The 15,940-nt window shown below is 60.6% G+C and carries 16 protein-coding genes; 8 read left to right on the forward strand and 8 right to left on the reverse strand.

Annotated elements, in window-relative coordinates; all coding sequences use genetic code 11:
- Nucleotides 1-41: 41 nt before the first annotated feature.
- Nucleotides 42-500, forward strand: coding sequence for an MmcB family DNA repair protein (locus RMQ97_RS01450; protein ID WP_413659571.1), 459 nt, complete (start codon nucleotides 42-44; stop codon nucleotides 498-500).
- 4 nt (nucleotides 501-504) lie between these two features.
- Here the strand turns inward: RMQ97_RS01450 and RMQ97_RS01455 are convergent, their stop codons facing one another.
- The 4 genes from RMQ97_RS01455 to RMQ97_RS01470 form a co-directional block, all read right to left on the reverse strand.
- A complete protein-coding gene (locus RMQ97_RS01455; protein WP_413659046.1) occupies nucleotides 505-1,188 on the reverse strand; it encodes a DJ-1/PfpI family protein in 684 nt (227 codons plus the stop codon).
- Nucleotides 1,185-2,186, reverse strand: a complete 1,002-nt coding sequence (locus RMQ97_RS01460; RefSeq protein ID WP_413659047.1) for a GlxA family transcriptional regulator — start codon at nucleotides 2,184-2,186, stop codon at nucleotides 1,185-1,187. The genes RMQ97_RS01455 and RMQ97_RS01460 overlap by 4 nt, the downstream gene beginning before the upstream one ends.
- A gap of 61 nt (nucleotides 2,187-2,247) precedes the next feature.
- A complete protein-coding gene (locus tag RMQ97_RS01465; protein ID WP_413659572.1) occupies nucleotides 2,248-2,757 on the reverse strand; it encodes an ActR/PrrA/RegA family redox response regulator transcription factor in 510 nt (169 codons plus the stop codon).
- A gap of 84 nt (nucleotides 2,758-2,841) precedes the next feature.
- Nucleotides 2,842-4,164 carry an ActS/PrrB/RegB family redox-sensitive histidine kinase gene (locus RMQ97_RS01470; RefSeq protein ID WP_413659048.1) on the reverse strand — a complete coding sequence of 441 codons (1,323 nt, stop codon included), beginning with the start codon at nucleotides 4,162-4,164 and terminating at the stop codon, nucleotides 2,842-2,844.
- Between the two features lie 134 nt (nucleotides 4,165-4,298).
- On the opposite strand from RMQ97_RS01470, the gene RMQ97_RS01475 reads away from it, so the two are divergent.
- The gene (locus tag RMQ97_RS01475; RefSeq protein WP_413659049.1) at nucleotides 4,299-4,937 is read left to right on the forward strand and encodes an SCO family protein; all 639 of its coding nucleotides are present in this window, start codon (nucleotides 4,299-4,301) and stop codon (nucleotides 4,935-4,937) included.
- Between the two features lie 52 nt (nucleotides 4,938-4,989).
- Entirely contained in the window at nucleotides 4,990-6,279 is a 1,290-nt protein-coding gene (locus tag RMQ97_RS01480) for a polyhydroxyalkanoate depolymerase (RefSeq protein ID WP_413659050.1), read from the forward strand.
- An 81-nt stretch (nucleotides 6,280-6,360) separates the two neighbouring features.
- Here RMQ97_RS01480 and RMQ97_RS01485 read toward each other — a convergent pair whose 3' ends face one another.
- Entirely contained in the window at nucleotides 6,361-7,971 is a 1,611-nt protein-coding gene (locus RMQ97_RS01485) for a hypothetical protein (protein ID WP_413659051.1), read from the reverse strand.
- A 129-nt stretch (nucleotides 7,972-8,100) separates the two neighbouring features.
- The gene (locus tag RMQ97_RS01490; protein ID WP_413659052.1) at nucleotides 8,101-10,104 is read right to left on the reverse strand and encodes a transglycosylase domain-containing protein; all 2,004 of its coding nucleotides are present in this window, start codon (nucleotides 10,102-10,104) and stop codon (nucleotides 8,101-8,103) included.
- A gap of 153 nt (nucleotides 10,105-10,257) precedes the next feature.
- Between RMQ97_RS01490 and RMQ97_RS01495 the strand changes: the two genes are divergently transcribed.
- The gene (locus RMQ97_RS01495) at nucleotides 10,258-10,458 is read left to right on the forward strand and encodes a hypothetical protein (protein WP_413659053.1); all 201 of its coding nucleotides are present in this window, start codon (nucleotides 10,258-10,260) and stop codon (nucleotides 10,456-10,458) included.
- Here RMQ97_RS01495 and RMQ97_RS01500 read toward each other — a convergent pair.
- Complete coding sequence (locus RMQ97_RS01500; protein WP_413659054.1) at nucleotides 10,449-12,296, reverse strand: cation:proton antiporter; 1,848 nt, start codon at nucleotides 12,294-12,296, stop codon at nucleotides 10,449-10,451. The genes RMQ97_RS01495 and RMQ97_RS01500 overlap by 10 nt on opposite strands.
- A gap of 104 nt (nucleotides 12,297-12,400) precedes the next feature.
- On the opposite strand from RMQ97_RS01500, the gene RMQ97_RS01505 reads away from it, so the two are divergent.
- Nucleotides 12,401-12,649 carry a hypothetical protein gene (locus RMQ97_RS01505; RefSeq protein ID WP_413659055.1) on the forward strand — a complete coding sequence of 83 codons (249 nt, stop codon included), beginning with the start codon at nucleotides 12,401-12,403 and terminating at the stop codon, nucleotides 12,647-12,649.
- Between the two features lie 75 nt (nucleotides 12,650-12,724).
- Nucleotides 12,725-13,768 (forward strand): glycerophosphodiester phosphodiesterase family protein, encoded by a 1,044-nt coding sequence (locus RMQ97_RS01510; protein ID WP_413659056.1) that lies wholly within the window; start codon nucleotides 12,725-12,727, stop codon nucleotides 13,766-13,768.
- Nucleotides 13,769-13,882: 114 nt separating this feature from the next.
- Here RMQ97_RS01510 and RMQ97_RS01515 read toward each other — a convergent pair whose 3' ends face one another.
- The gene (locus RMQ97_RS01515; RefSeq protein ID WP_413659057.1) at nucleotides 13,883-14,095 is read right to left on the reverse strand and encodes a cold-shock protein; all 213 of its coding nucleotides are present in this window, start codon (nucleotides 14,093-14,095) and stop codon (nucleotides 13,883-13,885) included.
- A 399-nt stretch (nucleotides 14,096-14,494) separates the two neighbouring features.
- On the opposite strand from RMQ97_RS01515, the gene RMQ97_RS01520 reads away from it, so the two are divergent.
- Together RMQ97_RS01520 and RMQ97_RS01525 are read left to right on the forward strand one after the other, a co-directional pair.
- The gene (locus RMQ97_RS01520; RefSeq protein ID WP_413659058.1) at nucleotides 14,495-14,716 is read left to right on the forward strand and encodes a hypothetical protein; all 222 of its coding nucleotides are present in this window, start codon (nucleotides 14,495-14,497) and stop codon (nucleotides 14,714-14,716) included.
- Between the two features lie 133 nt (nucleotides 14,717-14,849).
- Nucleotides 14,850-15,872: an aspartate-semialdehyde dehydrogenase gene (locus tag RMQ97_RS01525; protein WP_413659059.1), complete on the forward strand. Its 1,023-nt coding sequence runs from the start codon at nucleotides 14,850-14,852 to the stop codon at nucleotides 15,870-15,872.
- The last annotated feature ends 68 nt before the right edge of the window (nucleotides 15,873-15,940 follow it).

Consider the following 15,940-nt stretch of genomic DNA (forward strand, 5'->3'; position numbering starts at 1 on the left):
TTGTTTTGTGAACAAAGGTGGAACATAGTGCGCGTATGGATATGCACGATGTCGCCTCAGCGAAAAACCCCGATATCGATGATGCCCAGGCCTTGATGCGTGGGGCGGCCCGATTGCTCTGGCAGATGGGCTATTCCTCCATCCCCGAATTCACGCTGCCCGACGGGCGCCGAGCCGATATCGCCGCGATTGGCCGCAAGGGCGAGATCACGATTGTAGAGGTGAAGTCGGGCATTGCAGATTTCCGGGCCGACCAGAAATGGACGGATTATACTGGGTATTGCGATGCGATCTTTTTTGCTGTGTCCCAGCGTTTTCCCCATGACCTGATCCCCCAAGAGGCGGGCCTGATCATCGCCGACGGGTTTGGCGGGGCCATTGTACGCGATAGTCCGGTGTTCAAACTGGCCCCGGCCCGGCGTAAGGCCATCACCCTGCGGTATGCCCGCACGGCGGCTGATCGGCTCATGCGCCAGCCGGGGGAAGAGGATCTTTTGTGACGGCCTAGGCCGGTGCACGGTCCGTTATACGCTCAACCACAGTATTGAAGCTGGCGATACGGGGCGCCAGTCGGGCTTTGACGGCTTCGACCAGCGCGGGATGGGCCCGATCCGGATGGCCGCTATCGAGGACGGGCGCCGGATCATACTCCACACCCAGCTGGATCGCGGAGGCCACTGTGTCTCCTGCAATCTCACGGGCCATGACCAGACCAAAATCAATCCCGGCGGTCACACCACCACCGGTCATGAATCGGCCATCCCGCACAACGCGTTCATTGACCGGTTCGGCGCCAAATGCGCTCAGGGCCTCATGATAGGCCCAATGTGTGGTGGCTTTGACACCCTTGAGCAATCCAGCGGCTCCGAGCACAAAAGCGCCTGTGCAGACCGACGTCACATAACGGGCGCCCTCAGCCTGGGTGCGCAAAAAGCTCAGAAGCGCCTCGTCTTCCATGACCGCATCAATGCCAAATCCACCCGGTACACAGATCACGTCGAGCGGCGGACACGTGTCCGGTGTGTGAGAGGGCATGAGAAACGGTCCGCAATCCGACTGGATGGGGCGAAGTTCCTTGGCCACAATATAGGTCTGCGCATCCGGGATGCGGCTGAGCACTTGCAGGGGACCGGTGAAGTCCAGCTGTGTGACATCATCAAAGATCAAAAATCCGATATTCAGGCTCATGCGAAACTCTCCTGGGCATAAGGACTGCGAAAACGGGCACGAAATTCGCGCGGTGTGGTGCTCATCTGGCGTTGAAACGCCCGCTCCATGCGTTGCAGCGTGGCAAAGCCCGAGCGGCGAGCGATCTGGCCGAGCGGGGCATCCGTCTCCACCAGGTGAGAGCGGGCGCGATCAAGGCGCAGGCGCTCGACGAGTTGTGCGGGCGACAGACCGGTTTCGGACTGACAGAGCCGGGTCAGGGTTCTCCGGGACACATGCAACAGCTCACACAGATTATCGATCTGCCAGTCGGCTTCGGGTTCTCGGCGCACGGCAGAGAACAGGCGCGCCAGGCGCGTTTCACCCTCATCCTGGGCGGCCAGCTCGGCGGAGTACTGGCTCTGTCCACCGGAGCGGATGCGGGGCACGAGAATATTGCGGGCAATCGACAGCGCGGCTTCGCGGCCAAAATCCTGTTCGACCAGGGTCAGCGTCAGATCAATACCGGCGGTGACACCGGCTGATGTCCAAACCGGACCGTCCTGCACATATAGGGCATCGGAATCGACGCTCAGATCAGGGAAGGCGCGGGCCAGGCGCTGCGCAGCCCTCCAGTGCGTGGTCACGCGGCGTTGACGGGCTAAACCGCTTGCAGCCAAGAAAAACGTGCCTGAACAGACGGATATGCGCCGCTGGGCGCGTTGACCGGCTTCGGCTATGGAGCGTGTGAAGGTCTTGTCTGCGATCGCGGCGCCGATCTGGGGCTGGTCGCCGCCGACGCACACCAGGCTGTGCACGCCCTGTTCGGACTGGGCCAGGTCACAAAGCCGGTGCTCCGCCATAACCGTCAGGCCGTTGGCAGAGCGGATCTGACCCGTCTCGCGTGCGGCGACGCACAGTTCAAACCGTTTCTCCGGGTCCTTGCGCGCAGCGGCACTCAGAACCGTGAACGGGCCGGTGAGGTCGAGAAGTTCGAAACCGTCATAGATGACGAAACATATGCGCTGAGGTGAAGTCATGCTTCACCCTAACGCCGGATTGTCCTGGCCTTAAGTGACCAAAGCCGTCAATTTGGGCCAATCAGCGCGGAGCGCGCTTGGCCAGGATGCGCTGAAGGGTCCGGCGGTGCATGTTCAAACGGCGCGCCGTTTCAGATACATTGTGATCGCACAGCTCGAACACGCGCTGAATATGCTCCCAGCGCACCCGGTCTGCCGACATTGGGTTTTCAGGCGGTTGCGGCTTGGTATCAGGCAAGGCGAGTAGGGCCTTGACGACGTCATCCGCGTCAGCCGGCTTGGAGAGATAGTCCACAGCACCGGCCTTCACAGCTGCGACAGCTGTGGCGATATTGCCGTATCCGGTCAGCATCACGACCCGGCAGTCTGCGCGGGCCTTGTGCAGGGTCTGGACCACTTCCAGGCCATCACCATCCTGCAGACGCAGGTCCAGAACGGCGAAAGCGGGTGGATTGGCCACGGCCACTTCCTTGGCTTCATCCACGGAACCGACAGCGGAAACGACAAAGCCTCGTGCCGTCATGGCGCGTCCGAGACGCGTCCGGAAGGGCGCATCATCATCCAGAATCATCAGGGATTTGTCGTCGGGAAGTTCGTATTCGAGTTCGCTCACCGTGTTACCTCTAAGCCGAGTTCTTCGATCAGTTTGATTATTTTAGCGGACGATAGGTGCCGCCTCCACCCGTTTGCGCGGCCAGCGCATCAACACGCGGGCTCCGCCTTGCTGGCCGGCATTCTCGAAACGCACCTGGCCGCCTACGCGTTCTGTCATGGTCTTGGCGATAAACACGCCCAGTCCCAGACCGCCCTGGCCGACAATACCCGGCCGTGTGGTGACATAGGGTTCGCCGATCTTGGACAGGATATCGGCCGAGAAACCCGGCCCGTCATCCTCAATGCGCACCGTGATGGTCTCGCTATCCCAGCTGGCTTCGATGATCACGCGTGTATCGGCGAAGTCGACTGCATTCTCGATGAAATTCCCCAGCCCGTAGAGCAGTTCACCCTGCCGCTGGAGTACGGGCGGCGACCCACTTGAGCTCGTATCGAGCCGCACCTCCAGCTGCGGGCCCAACCCGCGCAGCGGTGCGGCTGCTTCTTCAAGGGCCGCGTCCAGTTCCAGACGGTCATGCCGTTCATCGCTGGCGGCCCGCTCCTCGCCCAGGCGTTTGAGAATATCCCGGCAGCGTTTGGCTTGGGTGACCAGCAGTTCGGCATCCTCCTTGAGCAGGGGATCGTCCTTCATCTCGCGCAACATTTCCTTGGCGGTGAGCTGGATGGTCGCCAGGGGCGTACCCAGCTCGTGGGCTGCAGCGGCAGCGAGGGCGCCAAGCGCGGACAGGCGTTGTTCCCGCGAGAGAACGGACTGGGTTGCGGCCAGAGCGGTCGCCATGCGACGGCCCTCGCTGGTGATGCGCCAGGAATAGATGGCGGTAAAGGCGACCGCGATAAAGATCGCGATCCACAGGCCCAGCAGGTAAAAGCCCGGCAGGTCCAGTGAACCGCCATCCAGCCAGGGCAAAGGCAAACTCCAGAACCACATGCCCAGCGTCCCCAGCAAGGCGGTTGCGGCCACACCTGCGGACCAGCGTGCGGGCATGGTGGCCACGGCAATGGTTACGGGCGCGACCAGCATCACAACGAAGGGGTTTTGCAGCCCGCCAGTCAGCGTCAGAAGGGCGCACATCTGCAGGACATCAAATCCCAGTTGCAGGAAGACTTCCCATTCCTTGGCGAATCGTTGCGGCGGGACGGCCAAAGTAAGCCAGGTATTGATCCAGGCGCTGACGAGAATCACCCCGAAACAGAAGCCGATCGGCAGGGTGAAGCCCAAAACATAGTGAACTAACACAACCGTGACAGTTTGCCCTGCAATCGCCAGCCAGCGCAGCATGGCCAGGGTTCGCAGGCGTAAGCGACCGAAAACAGGTGTTAAATGCGCATCGGCACCGTATGGATCCCAGTCTGCTTGGCTCATTCTCGTCCACTTTCCTGAATGGGTATTCATATCACCGCATGGACTCGCGTCGTGCAAATGTTACATTTCGCGCATGCAACATGCCTCGGACAGCCGAATCCCCTGCTGTCCGGTCTAATAGATGGAACGCGTTCATGTCACGTAATTGGCTCTGGCTTCTCATCGCCGCTCCGATGGTGATGGTTTTGACCTTCATGAGTCTGATGATTCTCGACAGAGATCGCTCCGACTCCGCACGCCCGGCTGTCCGGGTCAGTGGAGAAGCGGATATCGGTGGCCCTTTCACGCTGGTCGACCACACTGGTCGCACGGTGACCGAAGCCGATTTCCTGGGGCGACCCATGCTGATCTATTTCGGATACACCTACTGTCCTGACGTATGCCCCTTCTCCCTGCAAATCATGGACGGCGCACTGCGACAAATGGATCCGGAGGATGCGGCGCGCATTCAGCCGGTCCTGATTTCCATCGATCCGGAACGCGATACGGTTGATTCCATGGCGGCCTATGTTGCCTCCCCTGCCTTTCCGGACGGATTGGTCGGGCTCACCGGGTCCACCGAACAGGTGGCGGCGGTGTTGTCAGAATACCGGGTCGTAGCCCAACGGGCTGAGGACGACCAATCCAATGATTATCTTATGGATCACAGCTCCTTCCTTTACCTTATGGATTCCCAAGGGAAATTCGCCGACGTCTTTCCTCATGGTACCAGTACGGGCGATCTTGCCGCTCGGCTTCAAGACTTCCTTGAGACTGATGAGGCATCCTCCTGAACACGGTGGCGAGCTGAACAAGCGCGCCTGGTGGCGCGGTGTGGAGTAGCGAATGCTGTACAGCATGTATGAAATGAGCCGACTGGCGATGACGCCCTGGCGTGCCGCAGCGGCGTCAACCAAACGGACGCTGGAAGCGCCCTGGAATCCGATGGGCGATACCATCGCCGGCCGGACCATGGTGGCGGCCGCCGATCTGTTTGAAAGTGTGACCCGGCGTTATGGCAAGCCGGAATGGATGCTTGACCAGGTCATGATCGAGGGCGTGGACGTTCCGGTTGTCGAGACCATTGTGTGGGAGAAGCCCTGGTGCAAGCTCCTGCATTTCGAGCGCGAAGAGAGCGGATTGCGCGCTGCGCGGGGCGAGCGAGAGGACCCGAAAGTCCTGTTCGTGGCGCCGATGTCCGGTCACTATGCCACCCTCCTGCGGGGCACGGTGGACGCCTTCCTGCCCGACAGTGAGGTTTATATCACGGATTGGTCCGATGCCCGCATGGTGCCGATGTCTGACGGTCGTTTCGACCTGAATGACTTCGTCGACTATGTGCGCGAGATGATCGCGTTCTTGGGCCCCGATGTTCATGTGGTGGCTGTATGCCAGCCCGGACCGCCGACACTGGCCGCGATTGCCTGTATGGCGCATGAGCAGGATCCGTCGCGTCCCGCCACGATGACATTCATGGGGTCGCCGATCGACACGCGTCTTTCCCCGACCGTGCCGAACAAGCTGGCAGAAGAAAAACCTTATGAGTGGTTTGCCGGCAATCTGGTGCACTCCGTTCCGATGCCCTACCCAGGCGCCATGCGTCGGGTCTATCCGGGCTTTCTTCAACTGGCCGGATTCATGAACATGAATCTGGATCGTCATGTTGATGCGCACTGGAATTTCTTCAATCAGCTGGTTGAGGGCGATGGAGACAGCGCCGACAAGCACCGCACATTCTATGATGAATACCTTGCGGTGATGGACCTTTCGGAGGAATTCTACCTCCAGACGATCAAGGATGTATTTCAGGACCACGCCCTGCCGTTGGGCACGTTTGACCATCGCGGCTGGACCGTGAACCCAGCGGAGATCACTGATACGGCGCTGCTGACGGTTGAGGGCGAGAAGGACGATATCTCCGGTATTGGCCAGACCCAGGCGGCTCACACCCTGTGCAGCAATCTGCCGGAGGGTCTTCGGGAGGACTATATCCAGCCGGGTGTCGGCCATTATGGTGTGTTCAATGGACGACGCTTCCGCGAACAGATCGCTCCGCGGATGAAAGCCTTCATGAAGGAGCAGGGCGCCCAGGCACTGGCGCGTCGCAAATCTCGAAAAACTCGCAAGGCCAGCTAGAGCGTCTTCTCAGACAGAGAACGCGATCAAACAAAAAAGCCCGGCCAATGGCCGGGCTTTTCATGTCAGGGGAATGAGCCCTTATTGTTCTTGCGTGATGGTCAGGCCCAGCGCATTGATATCCAGAGTGTTGGACATGCCATCCTGAACAACTTCGCCGATGGAATAGGGCGTGTCGGGTTCCGAAGCGATCCGCAGTGTCCCGCCATTGGTGATGAAACTCATCAGCGCCGGGGTCAGCTGGCTGGATACTTCACGCGGGATGGCATCGCCCGCGCCCATCATCGAAATCATCACAAGCGCTGACATTTGAGCCCGCATCTCTTCTGCCGTCAGGCCTTGTTCTGCACCTGCCAAGGTGAAGGCGCGCTCCAGCAGGGAGTTGTCCTCAAGCTGGATGTCCAGCCGGTTGAGGTGGAGCAGTTCCAGATCTGACAGTGTCACATCGAGCGGAACCTCGTCCTGTTCCAGCCCATACTCGGCCATGGTGGCGCCGTTGGCATCCTGATAGGCGAGATAACCGGAGAAATCCTGGTCGATCGTGATGCGCAGACCGTCCTCCAGCTCGATAATGCCTGGACGCACGCTGTAATAGCGGTCATTGACCGTATCAATGCGGGCTTCATATGAGGCTGTCAGCGACATCTCGTCATAGCCCAGCCCATCGAGAGCTTCGGCCAGTTCGGTCGCTTCCTGAGACGACCCCTCAGCGCCCAGGGTCAGTGCGCCCAGTTCCATGCGCTCTGTGACGATATCGCCGTTGATTTCATACCCAGAGCGCAGCGCATCCATGGCAATCACAATGCCGCTGGCATTCATAGCGATATCGTCCAGTTGCCAGGATCGGTACACTTCCCAGGGACGGCTCTGGAATTGGCCGACGAATTCGGCAGTGATGTTTTCAATGGCAGACTCGACGCGTTCATCATCGCCTTTGAGAGCCGCCGCTGTCGTGCCTTGCATCAACGGGATCAGTGAACGTGTTGCCAGTCCGGACAAGGTGGCCGCACCAACCGAGAGGCTGACCGGTGTGTCATCTTCCGTGGCGGACAGGTAGAAATCGCTCAGTTCCAGCTCGCCCAGCCCGGTCTCAAGGTCATGATCAATACCCATGCGATCAAGCCGGATCGCAACATCTGAAGCCTCGGCGTCTTTTGTGGCGGGTGTGTTGGCGACTAGCTCCAGATCCTCGATCGCGAGCGTACGGAATGTATATGCCGAAATATCCACCGACTCGTCTTCGAAACTACTGCCGGAGAACAGGAAACCGATATCATTGGCCATCATCGCATTGGGTTGGTCCACAATGATGCGGCGAATGCTCAACTCACTGTCTTCGTCCTGCATGCTGATCTGGTTGAGTGTAAGGCCGTCCAGTTCCAGCATGTCGCCCGCACCTAGACGGGGTGCCGTTACGATCATTTCCGCGACCCGAACCGGGGCCGGGAGCGTGCCTTCATCGTCTGCTTCCGCCTGGAAAACGACATCCCGAAACACCGCCTGATTGTCCGAGACGTCGAGGGTGGCATAGGTGATGTTCGGATTGATATCACCGAACAGGCCCATCTCCGACAGCGCCGTTTCGGCTTGAGTCTGAGTGACCCGAACATTGGACGTGTTTTGATTGTCTTCCGGTGAACACGCGGCCAACAGGGCGGCACTGGCAAGTCCGGACAAAAGAAGATGTTTCATGCAATCCCCCTCAGAAGTGCTCACAGCGAGCAAGGTGCTGGCACGCACTCTAACAGGGGAAATGTGACAGGTCTGCGGCCTGAACCGGTCTGGCAGCAGGGAAAATGATCCTGGCTGTCCCACCTTCCACTAGCCGCCGATGGCCGAGAGCAGGGCGCCGATCGGGTCTTCGGGATCGTCGACCGGCTCGGAGCGCGTCTCCCCTGCCGGAGCAGGATCCGATGGTGTTGTTTGCTCGATCAGATCGGCGAGGTCCGGCGTATAAATCGGTGTGATCTCGGCGGGCACATCCCGCAGATAGGCCGAGAAGATCCGCGCCGGAGGGCCGCCGCCTGTGGCGCGGTCGGTCGGTGAGTTGTCATCATTGCCGGTCCAGACAACAGTGACAACACCGCGCCCGTATCCGGCAAACCAGGCATCGCGGAAATCATTCGTGGTTCCGGTCTTGCCGCCGGCTTGTTCGCCGGGCAAGGCGGCACGTCGTCCGGTGCCTTCACGCACCGTCGTTTCGAGCAGATCACGCATGAGAGCCAGATTGCGCGGAGAGAGGACAACCGGGCCGGGCTGGGGATCCTGTTCGAAGATGACCGTATCGCCTCGTTCAACCCGGCGCAGCCCATAGGGCAATTCGCTGTGGCCACCATTGGCGAAGGGCAGATAGGCACGCGCGAGTTCGAAGGGGGTTACCTCATAAGCGCCCAGTGCCAAAGCCCGGTCCACCTGGAGCCGGCTCTCGATGCCGAACCGGTGGGCCAGTCGTTCGACATGGCCGCGACCAGTCTCCTCGGTGATCCGCACAGCAACCATGTTGGACGAGCGTGAAAACGCCTCGCGCAGGCTCATGGGACCACGATATTCGTTGTTATAGTTCTGCGGAGACCAATCGCCGATCGTGATCGGCTCATCTTCTCGGATATCCTCGGGCGTCAGACCGGCCTCGAAGGCGGAGGCATAGACAAAGGCCTTGAACGCCGAGCCGGGTTGTCGGTGGGCCAGCACCGCCCGGTTGTACTGGCTGGAGGCATAATTGCGCCCGCCGACCATGACCCGTATCGCTCCGTCCGGGGCGAGGCTGACAACCGCACCCTGGCTGGCACCGGCATGGGTGTCGGGGTTGACCAGTACGGTCTCAAGCGCGGTTTCGGCGGCGCTCTGCATGTCGATGTCTAAGGTGGTGTAGACATGCAGGCTGTCCGGCTGGTCGCCGGAAATCGCGCGAACCTGGTCGGTCAGGTAGTCGATGAAATACTGTGCACCGGGAGATGAGGCGATGCGGGACACCCGGATGGGTGTGGAGGCGGCGGTGACGCGTTCCTGGGGTGAAATCCGACCGGTCTGGGCCATCAGATCGAGAACGACGGTCGCGCGGGCTGCTGCCCGTTCGGCATCATTGACCGGAGAGTATCGTGAGGGTGCTTTCAAGAGACCGGCCAGAAGGGCTGCCTCGCCCAGAGTGACCTGGGAGGCCGACTTGCCAAAATAGCGCAGGGAGGCCGCTTCGATACCCCAGGCACCGGAGCCGAAATAGACCCGGTTGAGATAGAGTTCGAGAATTTCGTCCTTGGTGAAACGCTGTTCCAGCTGGAAGGCGAGGATCATCTCCTCGACCTTGCGTTCCACTGTGCGATCAGGGCTCAGGAATAGGTTCTTGGCCAATTGCTGGGTCAGGGTTGAGCCGCCCTGAACAACCCGGCCAGCCCGTATATTGGCCACAAGGGCCCGGCCTGTACCGATCACGTCCACGCCGGGATGGCTGTAGAAACGCCGGTCCTCGACCGCCAGGACGGCGTCAATGAGATAGTCGGGAAGATCGTCCAGGGCTGCAATACGACCATGGGCGGCACCACGACGGGCGATCACTCGGTCATGCCGGTCATAAAAGGTGATCCGCGAGGAACGTTCGACTTCTGCCAAGCGGTCAATATCGGGCAAGTCGCGCGCGACCCACAAGACCCAGCCGGTGAGTATGAGCCCCAGAACCAGGCCGAGTTGAAGACCGCGCTTGATCAGGCGGCCCAGAAGTCCGGGACGACGGGCGGCGCGGCGGCGCGCGGCGGCACGACGACGCGTCCGGGTGCGGGTTGTGGAACGCTCCCGGGACAAACGGCTTTGACGATTGGTCTTGCGTGCCATTCCGGCGCTCTCCCTGTCGGGTTGTTGTGCCCGTATCAGGGTTAAGGTGCGGTGAATCCGGCCTGTCCGGAAAAGCGCTCAAACCGGCATGCACTCCCTTGTCATGACCGGTGCGCTCCCACACAATGACGGTCTGCTTGTGAGGGTGAGTTCATGTCCAACAAACGTCGTCTTGTGCGTGTCGCCGGCCTGGTGCTGGCCGGCATCATGTCTGCCAGCCTGTCTGCGTGTGCGATCTATGAAGGCACGGATGCGGTTTGTCCCAATGGCGACCCAAATGCTGATAACTGGCCTTATTGCGGACCCGCTTCTCCGGGCGGTTATCAGCCGACACAGGATCCGGTCTACGGCTGATCCACGGGTTTGGCCTCATCGGTCTCGGGTGGGGCAAACCGGATAATCAGTGTGCCGGGCGCTTCCGGCGGAGTTTTGCCGGGGCCGAGCATGGCAAATGTGCCATTGGGGCGACGGGCGAGAACGAGGTCCGACCCGGCGTCCGCGTCGGCGAGGCAATCGTCCAGCGTATAGGTCTCTGACAGTTTGGTGGCCCGAAAGCGCCAGCCCGACCACCAGTCGCGATTGAGACTGTCATATCCGCGTCCCCGGTGGATGAGGGTTCGGCCGCGGGCGGTATAGGCAATCGCGCGTGGATCGGTGTCCTGGTCCGGCGGTCCGTCGAAACCGCTCAGCTGAAACACCCGACTTCGTCCCAGTTCCGGCGCATAGTCAACACACACCAGTGCGTTGTACGCATCATTCGGCGTGGCGGCGAGCAGGGCTGAAAACCGTGAAACCTGGAGTTTCCAGTCCGCGGTTTCCGACAGGATTTCCCCGAAATAGACATCATGGCCGGCCAGGCGCGCGGCGCGGAGGCGGCGCCAACTGGTATCGGCGATGGTGACCGGTATGTCCTGGGCCTTCAGCGCGTCCGCTAGGCCCAGCGACCAGGGATTGGCACCGACCAGAAGAAGGCTGTCCGGACCGGTCTGGGAGAGACCAAGGAGCCGGGCCAGGGGAGCCACAGCAAAACCGCAACCAAAAACCGTGATGAATATGGTCAGGAAGACTAGCGGTGCCAGAAGGGCGGCGTCTTCACGCCCTGCAGCAACAAGACTGGCGGCGAGATGGCCGGCGGCAGCGGCTGCCACCACGCCGCGCGGCCCGATCAGCGCAATAAAGCCCGTTTCCTTCAGGCTCAATCCGGAACCAATCATCGAAAGAAACACGGTGACGGGGCGAACGAGCAGCATGAAGGTGAAGATGAAGGCGTAATGGGGCCAGCCCAGCTGTCCCAGCTCGGCCGGAGCCAGGGCCGCCGCCAGCACAACAAACACGCTGGCCACCAGTATCGCGGCAATCCCTTCCTTGAACCGACGCATTTCCTCAATTGATGCGAGGCGCGAATTGGCCACGACCAGACCGAAGACTGTCACCGCCACAAGACCGGTCTCGGACGCCAGGGCATCCGCACTGGCAAAGCACACAAGCACGGAGGCCAGTACGAGCGGGGCTTTCATGGGCTCGGGGGCCCAGCCGCGGCGAAAGGCCTGTGAGAGGCCAAAGCCGAACAGGAAACCGAGCCCGGCACCGATCAGTGCGCCAAGGACCAGATAGCCCGCCGCTGCGTGCCAGGCATGTCCGAGCGCGCTTTGTCGCGCGGCCTCGAACACAAATACAGCCGCCAGAGCGCCGATGGGGTCGTTGACGATGCCCTCCCATTTCAACACGGAGGAAACTCGGCCTGGCAGTTTCGCCTGGCGTAACAAGGGCAGGACGACGGTCGGGCCTGTCGTTGTCAGCAGGGCGGCAATCATGGCGGAGAGGTCGAGGGCGAGACCGGCAAGGGCATGCAGGGCCAGGGTCGTCAGACCCCAGCCGATGGGAAAGCCGAGAAAGACGATCCGGCGTACCGGGACGGACGCATCACGCAGTTCGCGAAAATTGAGCGTTATCCCGCCTTCGAACAGGATCACGGCCACGGCCATGGCGATCATCGGGCGCAGATAATCGCCGAAGGCGATCGAGGGATCGAGCAGAGGTGTTCCAGCGAGGAAGGCCCAGATGGGGCCGAGGATGAGGCCGGCTCCCATCATCAAGACAATGGACGGCCAACGCAGTCGCCAGGCGAGCCACTGGGCCAGCGCACCTGAACCGGCGATGACCGCTATCGTCAGGGTGAGGTCAGAGGACATGTCTATCATGGTCCTCGTTCCATAGCGTGATTGTGCGGCCCGGTCGCCCCTCAATGCAGGTGCGAGCCGAAACCCCGGCAGGGCTGCGGGCAAGGGAGGCAAGCATGGAATTTTCGATGGATACACTCCAGATGGCCGGAGTCGCGGCGGCCACGGCACTCATTCTTGGTGGTTTTGTTCGTTTGATCGGATCCAACACCCTGGCCAGCGGGCTGGGCCTTGTTGTGCGCTTTTTCATTCGCCGGCGCCTGCAAGCCGGGCTGGGCGCGACAGGGCTCAGCCTTGTCGGGGGCGCTCTCGCCTTCATATGGCAGAACCCGCAGAGCGTTGCGTCGCTCATCCCCGGAGTTTGAATTTTACGCGACACGTATGTTCGTTCGTGTCGCAACAGGCTAGGGTCCGCCCCAAATCGTGGTTTGGGGGAATTTATGCCAACAATCAAACAGATGGGCCGATTGGTGACACTCGTCTCTGTCTCCGGCCTGGCCCTGGTCGCCTGTGCGGCCGAGCCGTCGGAGACCGAGCCTGCCGCAGGTTCAACCGAAAGCGTTGAATGGGCCACACTTACGGGTGAGGCACCGCTTGTCATCGCCCACCGTGGCGCTAGCGGGGACCGGCCGGAACATACGCTGGAAGCCTATGCGCTGGCGATCGAGCAAGGTGCGGACATTATCGAGCCGGACCTCGTCATGACGTCGGATGGTGTGCTGGTGGCCCGGCATGATCGTTATCTCTCCACGACCACCAATGTGTCGGACCGGCCGGAGTTTGCCGAGCGGCGTCGTACCGTAGAGGGTCGTGATGACTGGTGGGTGGAAGATTTCACGCTCGCCGAGATCCGCAGCCTGCGGGCGCGCCAGCCTTTCCCCGGTCGCTCGGACGCCTTTGATGATCAGTTCGTGGTCCCGACCTTCGAAGAGGTTCTGGACCTGGCGGCGGCACACGGCGTGCGTACCGAACCTGAGGTGAAATCACCGGCGCATTTTGTCTCCATCGGTCTTGATCCCCTGCCCGAGCTGGTTCGCATCTTGCGCGAGCGGGGGCTGGACGGGTCTGACGCAATGACCGCGATCCAGTGTTTCGAGCCGGAGTTTCTGGCGCGTCTCAACGAGGTCGTGGACACACCGCTCTTGATGCTGGTCTTCCCGCTGCGACAGCTGGACCCGGGCGCTGACCCTCTGGCACCAAGTGTTAGCTTTGACGCCATGGCGGAATTTGCGGACGGGGTTGGTCCCTACAAGGGATTGCTGGTGGATCCGGCTGGAGCGGATACGGGCTTTATCGCTGAGGCCCATGCGCGGGGTCTAGCCGTTCACCCCTGGACCTTCCGGGATGATCAACCGGTCGGTGATGGCAGCAGTATTGAAGACGAGTTGCGCCGGATTTATGCGCTGGGCGCTGATGGCGTTTTCACCGATTTCCCAGAAACAGCCATTCGTGTCCGCAACAGCGTGCAGGCCGAGGCGGAGTAACTTGATCGTGACGCGTTCTCGCTGTGCGCGTTCAGATCGCGTATCTGACGTAAACCGGGTATCTGACATGAAAACGGGGACGCACCGGCGTCCCCGTTAGAAACCTGTGGCCGATTAGTCGGCGGCAGCCAGGTTGACGGCCTTGGGGCCTTTCCCGCGCTTGTCCGGTTCGGTTTCGTAGGACAGGCGCTGACCGTCCGTCAGGGTCGGCAGGCCGGCGGCCTGGACAGCGCTGATGTGGACAAACAGGTCCTTGCCGCCTTCATCCGGAATGATGAAGCCGAAACCTTTAGTTTCATTGAAAAATTTAACAGTGCCCGTGGCCATGCGGGAGGCCCTTCCATGATAGAGTTACCGCGTCCGGCAAGCAGTGCTCCTGCCCGAGGCGTCCCCACGGCAGGGCTGGACGTCGTAAGTCGGGGAAGTCTGACGGGTAGAATCCGGCGGGCGCCGGCATTGCGATCAGTAATTCCGCCGGGTCTATCGGGCCGCCCGAGCAAGTGCGTTATGCGCACGCTTTTGGCCGCAAGGCAAATGAAACTATTGTAGCGTGTGAAGCCTTTCCATGATTGAAAATATCGAAACTCAAGGGTCCTGTTATGGATCCTTCAGGTTCGGGCTGGAATATGAGGGTAACGGAAAAAGATGAGGCGCAGACGCTTCCTTGAGAGAACCCACAAAAATCGAGAGGATCGTGCCCGGTCGGGGAGATTCAACCCTGGCGGGATGATCCGACTGGCCGGATTTGGCGCAGCGATCCTGGTTCTGGTGGCGGTCTATATCGGTTTTCACCGCGACGATGAGATTGTGATCGAAGGCGGGCGCGGAGCCGTGCTCGCGAGCCTTGTTCGCCCTCTGATATTCGGGGTGAATGCCCTGGAAATCCTGTCGGTTGTGGTCGCCGGTCTCATTGCCTGGCGGATCTGGAGCCGGATGAACCGGTCCTGACCCTCACATTTGCATAGCCAGTTGATGAAATCGGCCCTAGTGCTGGAGCAAGAGGGGCGTTAAGTCCGTCGGCCACGTTTCGAGAGGGTCCGAAGGCCCGTAATCCGCCCCCGGGGCGCAAGGAGAGATCAATATGGGTGTGAAGCTAGCCGTATTTGGCGCGACCGGTGCCGTGGGTCGCGAAATTCTCACCATTCTGGCTGAGCGCCTTTTCCCGGCCGATGAAGTCTACGCCCTGGCCAGCCGTCGCTCTATGGGAACAGAATTGTCCTATGGCGATAAGACCCTGGTCTGCAAGGATGCAGAGACCTTTGATTTCTCGACTGTCGACCTGGTTTTGATGTCTGCGGGTGGCGATGTGTCGCGCGAATGGGCACCGAAAATTGTCGCCGCGGGAGCGCGTGTCGTCGACAATTCCTCCGCCTGGCGGACCGATCCCCAGGTGCCCCTGGTCGTGCCTGAGGTCAATGTCGAGGCGCTTGATGGTGTGACGGAGAAGGGCATTATCGCCAATCCCAATTGTTCCACCATCCAGCTCATGGTCGCCCTGAAGCCGATCCATGACCGGGCGGGCATACAGCGCGTAAACTGTTCGACCTATCAGTCGACCTCTGGCGCAGGTCAGGCGGGCATGGATGAATTGTGGACGCAGACCAAGGGTATCTACGTCAACGACTCGGTGGATCCGCAAGCCTTCACCAAACAGATCGCGTTCAATGTCATTCCGCACATCGATGTCTTCATGGAAGACGGTTCCACCAAGGAAGAGTGGAAGATGATGGTGGAGACAAAGAAAATCCTTGATCCCAAGATCAAGCTGTTCGCCACCTGCGTGCGGGTCCCGGTCTTTGTGGGCCATTCCATTGCCGTGCATCTGGAGCTCGAAAATCCACTTGATGCCGAGGAAGCGCGCTCCCTTCTGCGGGAGAGCCCGGGTCTAATGGTCATCGACAAGCATGAGGACGAGGGCTACGTCACGCCGGTCGAGTGTGTGGGTGAGTTTGCCACCTTTGTGTCCCGCGTGCGCGAGGATCCGACGGTTGAAAACGGTCTGGCGCTGTGGGTGGTCTCGGACAATCTGCGCAAGGGCGCGGCTCTCAATGCGGTGCAGATCGCAGAAGGCCTGCTTAATCGCGGTCTCATTGCTTCGTCCTGAGACGAAGAAATAAGCGGATAGCGGGGGTCGCTTTCGGCAAGGGGCGTGCTTAAGTGTGCGTCATCCCT

The organism is Maricaulis sp. D1M11 (assembly GCF_047308265.1).
In the GTDB taxonomy this organism is placed as follows: domain Bacteria; phylum Pseudomonadota; class Alphaproteobacteria; order Caulobacterales; family Maricaulaceae; genus Maricaulis.

Excerpts from the sequence above, each read along its gene's own strand:
- RMQ97_RS01475 (WP_413659049.1), top strand. The coding sequence starts at position 4,299 with ATGTCACGTAATTGGCTCTGGCTTCTCATCGCCGCTCCGATGGTGATG.
- RMQ97_RS01450 (WP_413659571.1), top strand. The coding sequence starts at position 42 with ATGCACGATGTCGCCTCAGCGAAAAACCCCGATATCGATGATGCCCAG.
- RMQ97_RS01505 (WP_413659055.1), top strand. The coding sequence starts at position 12,401 with ATGGAATTTTCGATGGATACACTCCAGATGGCCGGAGTCGCGGCGGCC.
- RMQ97_RS01510 (WP_413659056.1), top strand. The coding sequence starts at position 12,725 with ATGCCAACAATCAAACAGATGGGCCGATTGGTGACACTCGTCTCTGTC.
- RMQ97_RS01490 (WP_413659052.1), bottom strand. The coding sequence starts at position 10,104 with ATGGCACGCAAGACCAATCGTCAAAGCCGTTTGTCCCGGGAGCGTTCC.
- RMQ97_RS01525 (WP_413659059.1), top strand. The coding sequence starts at position 14,850 with ATGGGTGTGAAGCTAGCCGTATTTGGCGCGACCGGTGCCGTGGGTCGC.
- RMQ97_RS01480 (WP_413659050.1), top strand. The coding sequence starts at position 4,990 with ATGCTGTACAGCATGTATGAAATGAGCCGACTGGCGATGACGCCCTGG.
- RMQ97_RS01515 (WP_413659057.1), bottom strand. The coding sequence starts at position 14,095 with ATGGCCACGGGCACTGTTAAATTTTTCAATGAAACTAAAGGTTTCGGC.
- RMQ97_RS01520 (WP_413659058.1), top strand. The coding sequence starts at position 14,495 with ATGATCCGACTGGCCGGATTTGGCGCAGCGATCCTGGTTCTGGTGGCG.
- RMQ97_RS01455 (WP_413659046.1), bottom strand. The coding sequence starts at position 1,188 with ATGAGCCTGAATATCGGATTTTTGATCTTTGATGATGTCACACAGCTG.
- RMQ97_RS01495 (WP_413659053.1), top strand. The coding sequence starts at position 10,258 with ATGTCCAACAAACGTCGTCTTGTGCGTGTCGCCGGCCTGGTGCTGGCC.
- RMQ97_RS01485 (WP_413659051.1), bottom strand. The coding sequence starts at position 7,971 with ATGAAACATCTTCTTTTGTCCGGACTTGCCAGTGCCGCCCTGTTGGCC.
- RMQ97_RS01470 (WP_413659048.1), bottom strand. The coding sequence starts at position 4,164 with ATGAGCCAAGCAGACTGGGATCCATACGGTGCCGATGCGCATTTAACA.
- RMQ97_RS01460 (WP_413659047.1), bottom strand. The coding sequence starts at position 2,186 with ATGACTTCACCTCAGCGCATATGTTTCGTCATCTATGACGGTTTCGAA.
- RMQ97_RS01465 (WP_413659572.1), bottom strand. The coding sequence starts at position 2,757 with ATGATTCTGGATGATGATGCGCCCTTCCGGACGCGTCTCGGACGCGCC.
- RMQ97_RS01500 (WP_413659054.1), bottom strand. The coding sequence starts at position 12,296 with ATGTCCTCTGACCTCACCCTGACGATAGCGGTCATCGCCGGTTCAGGT.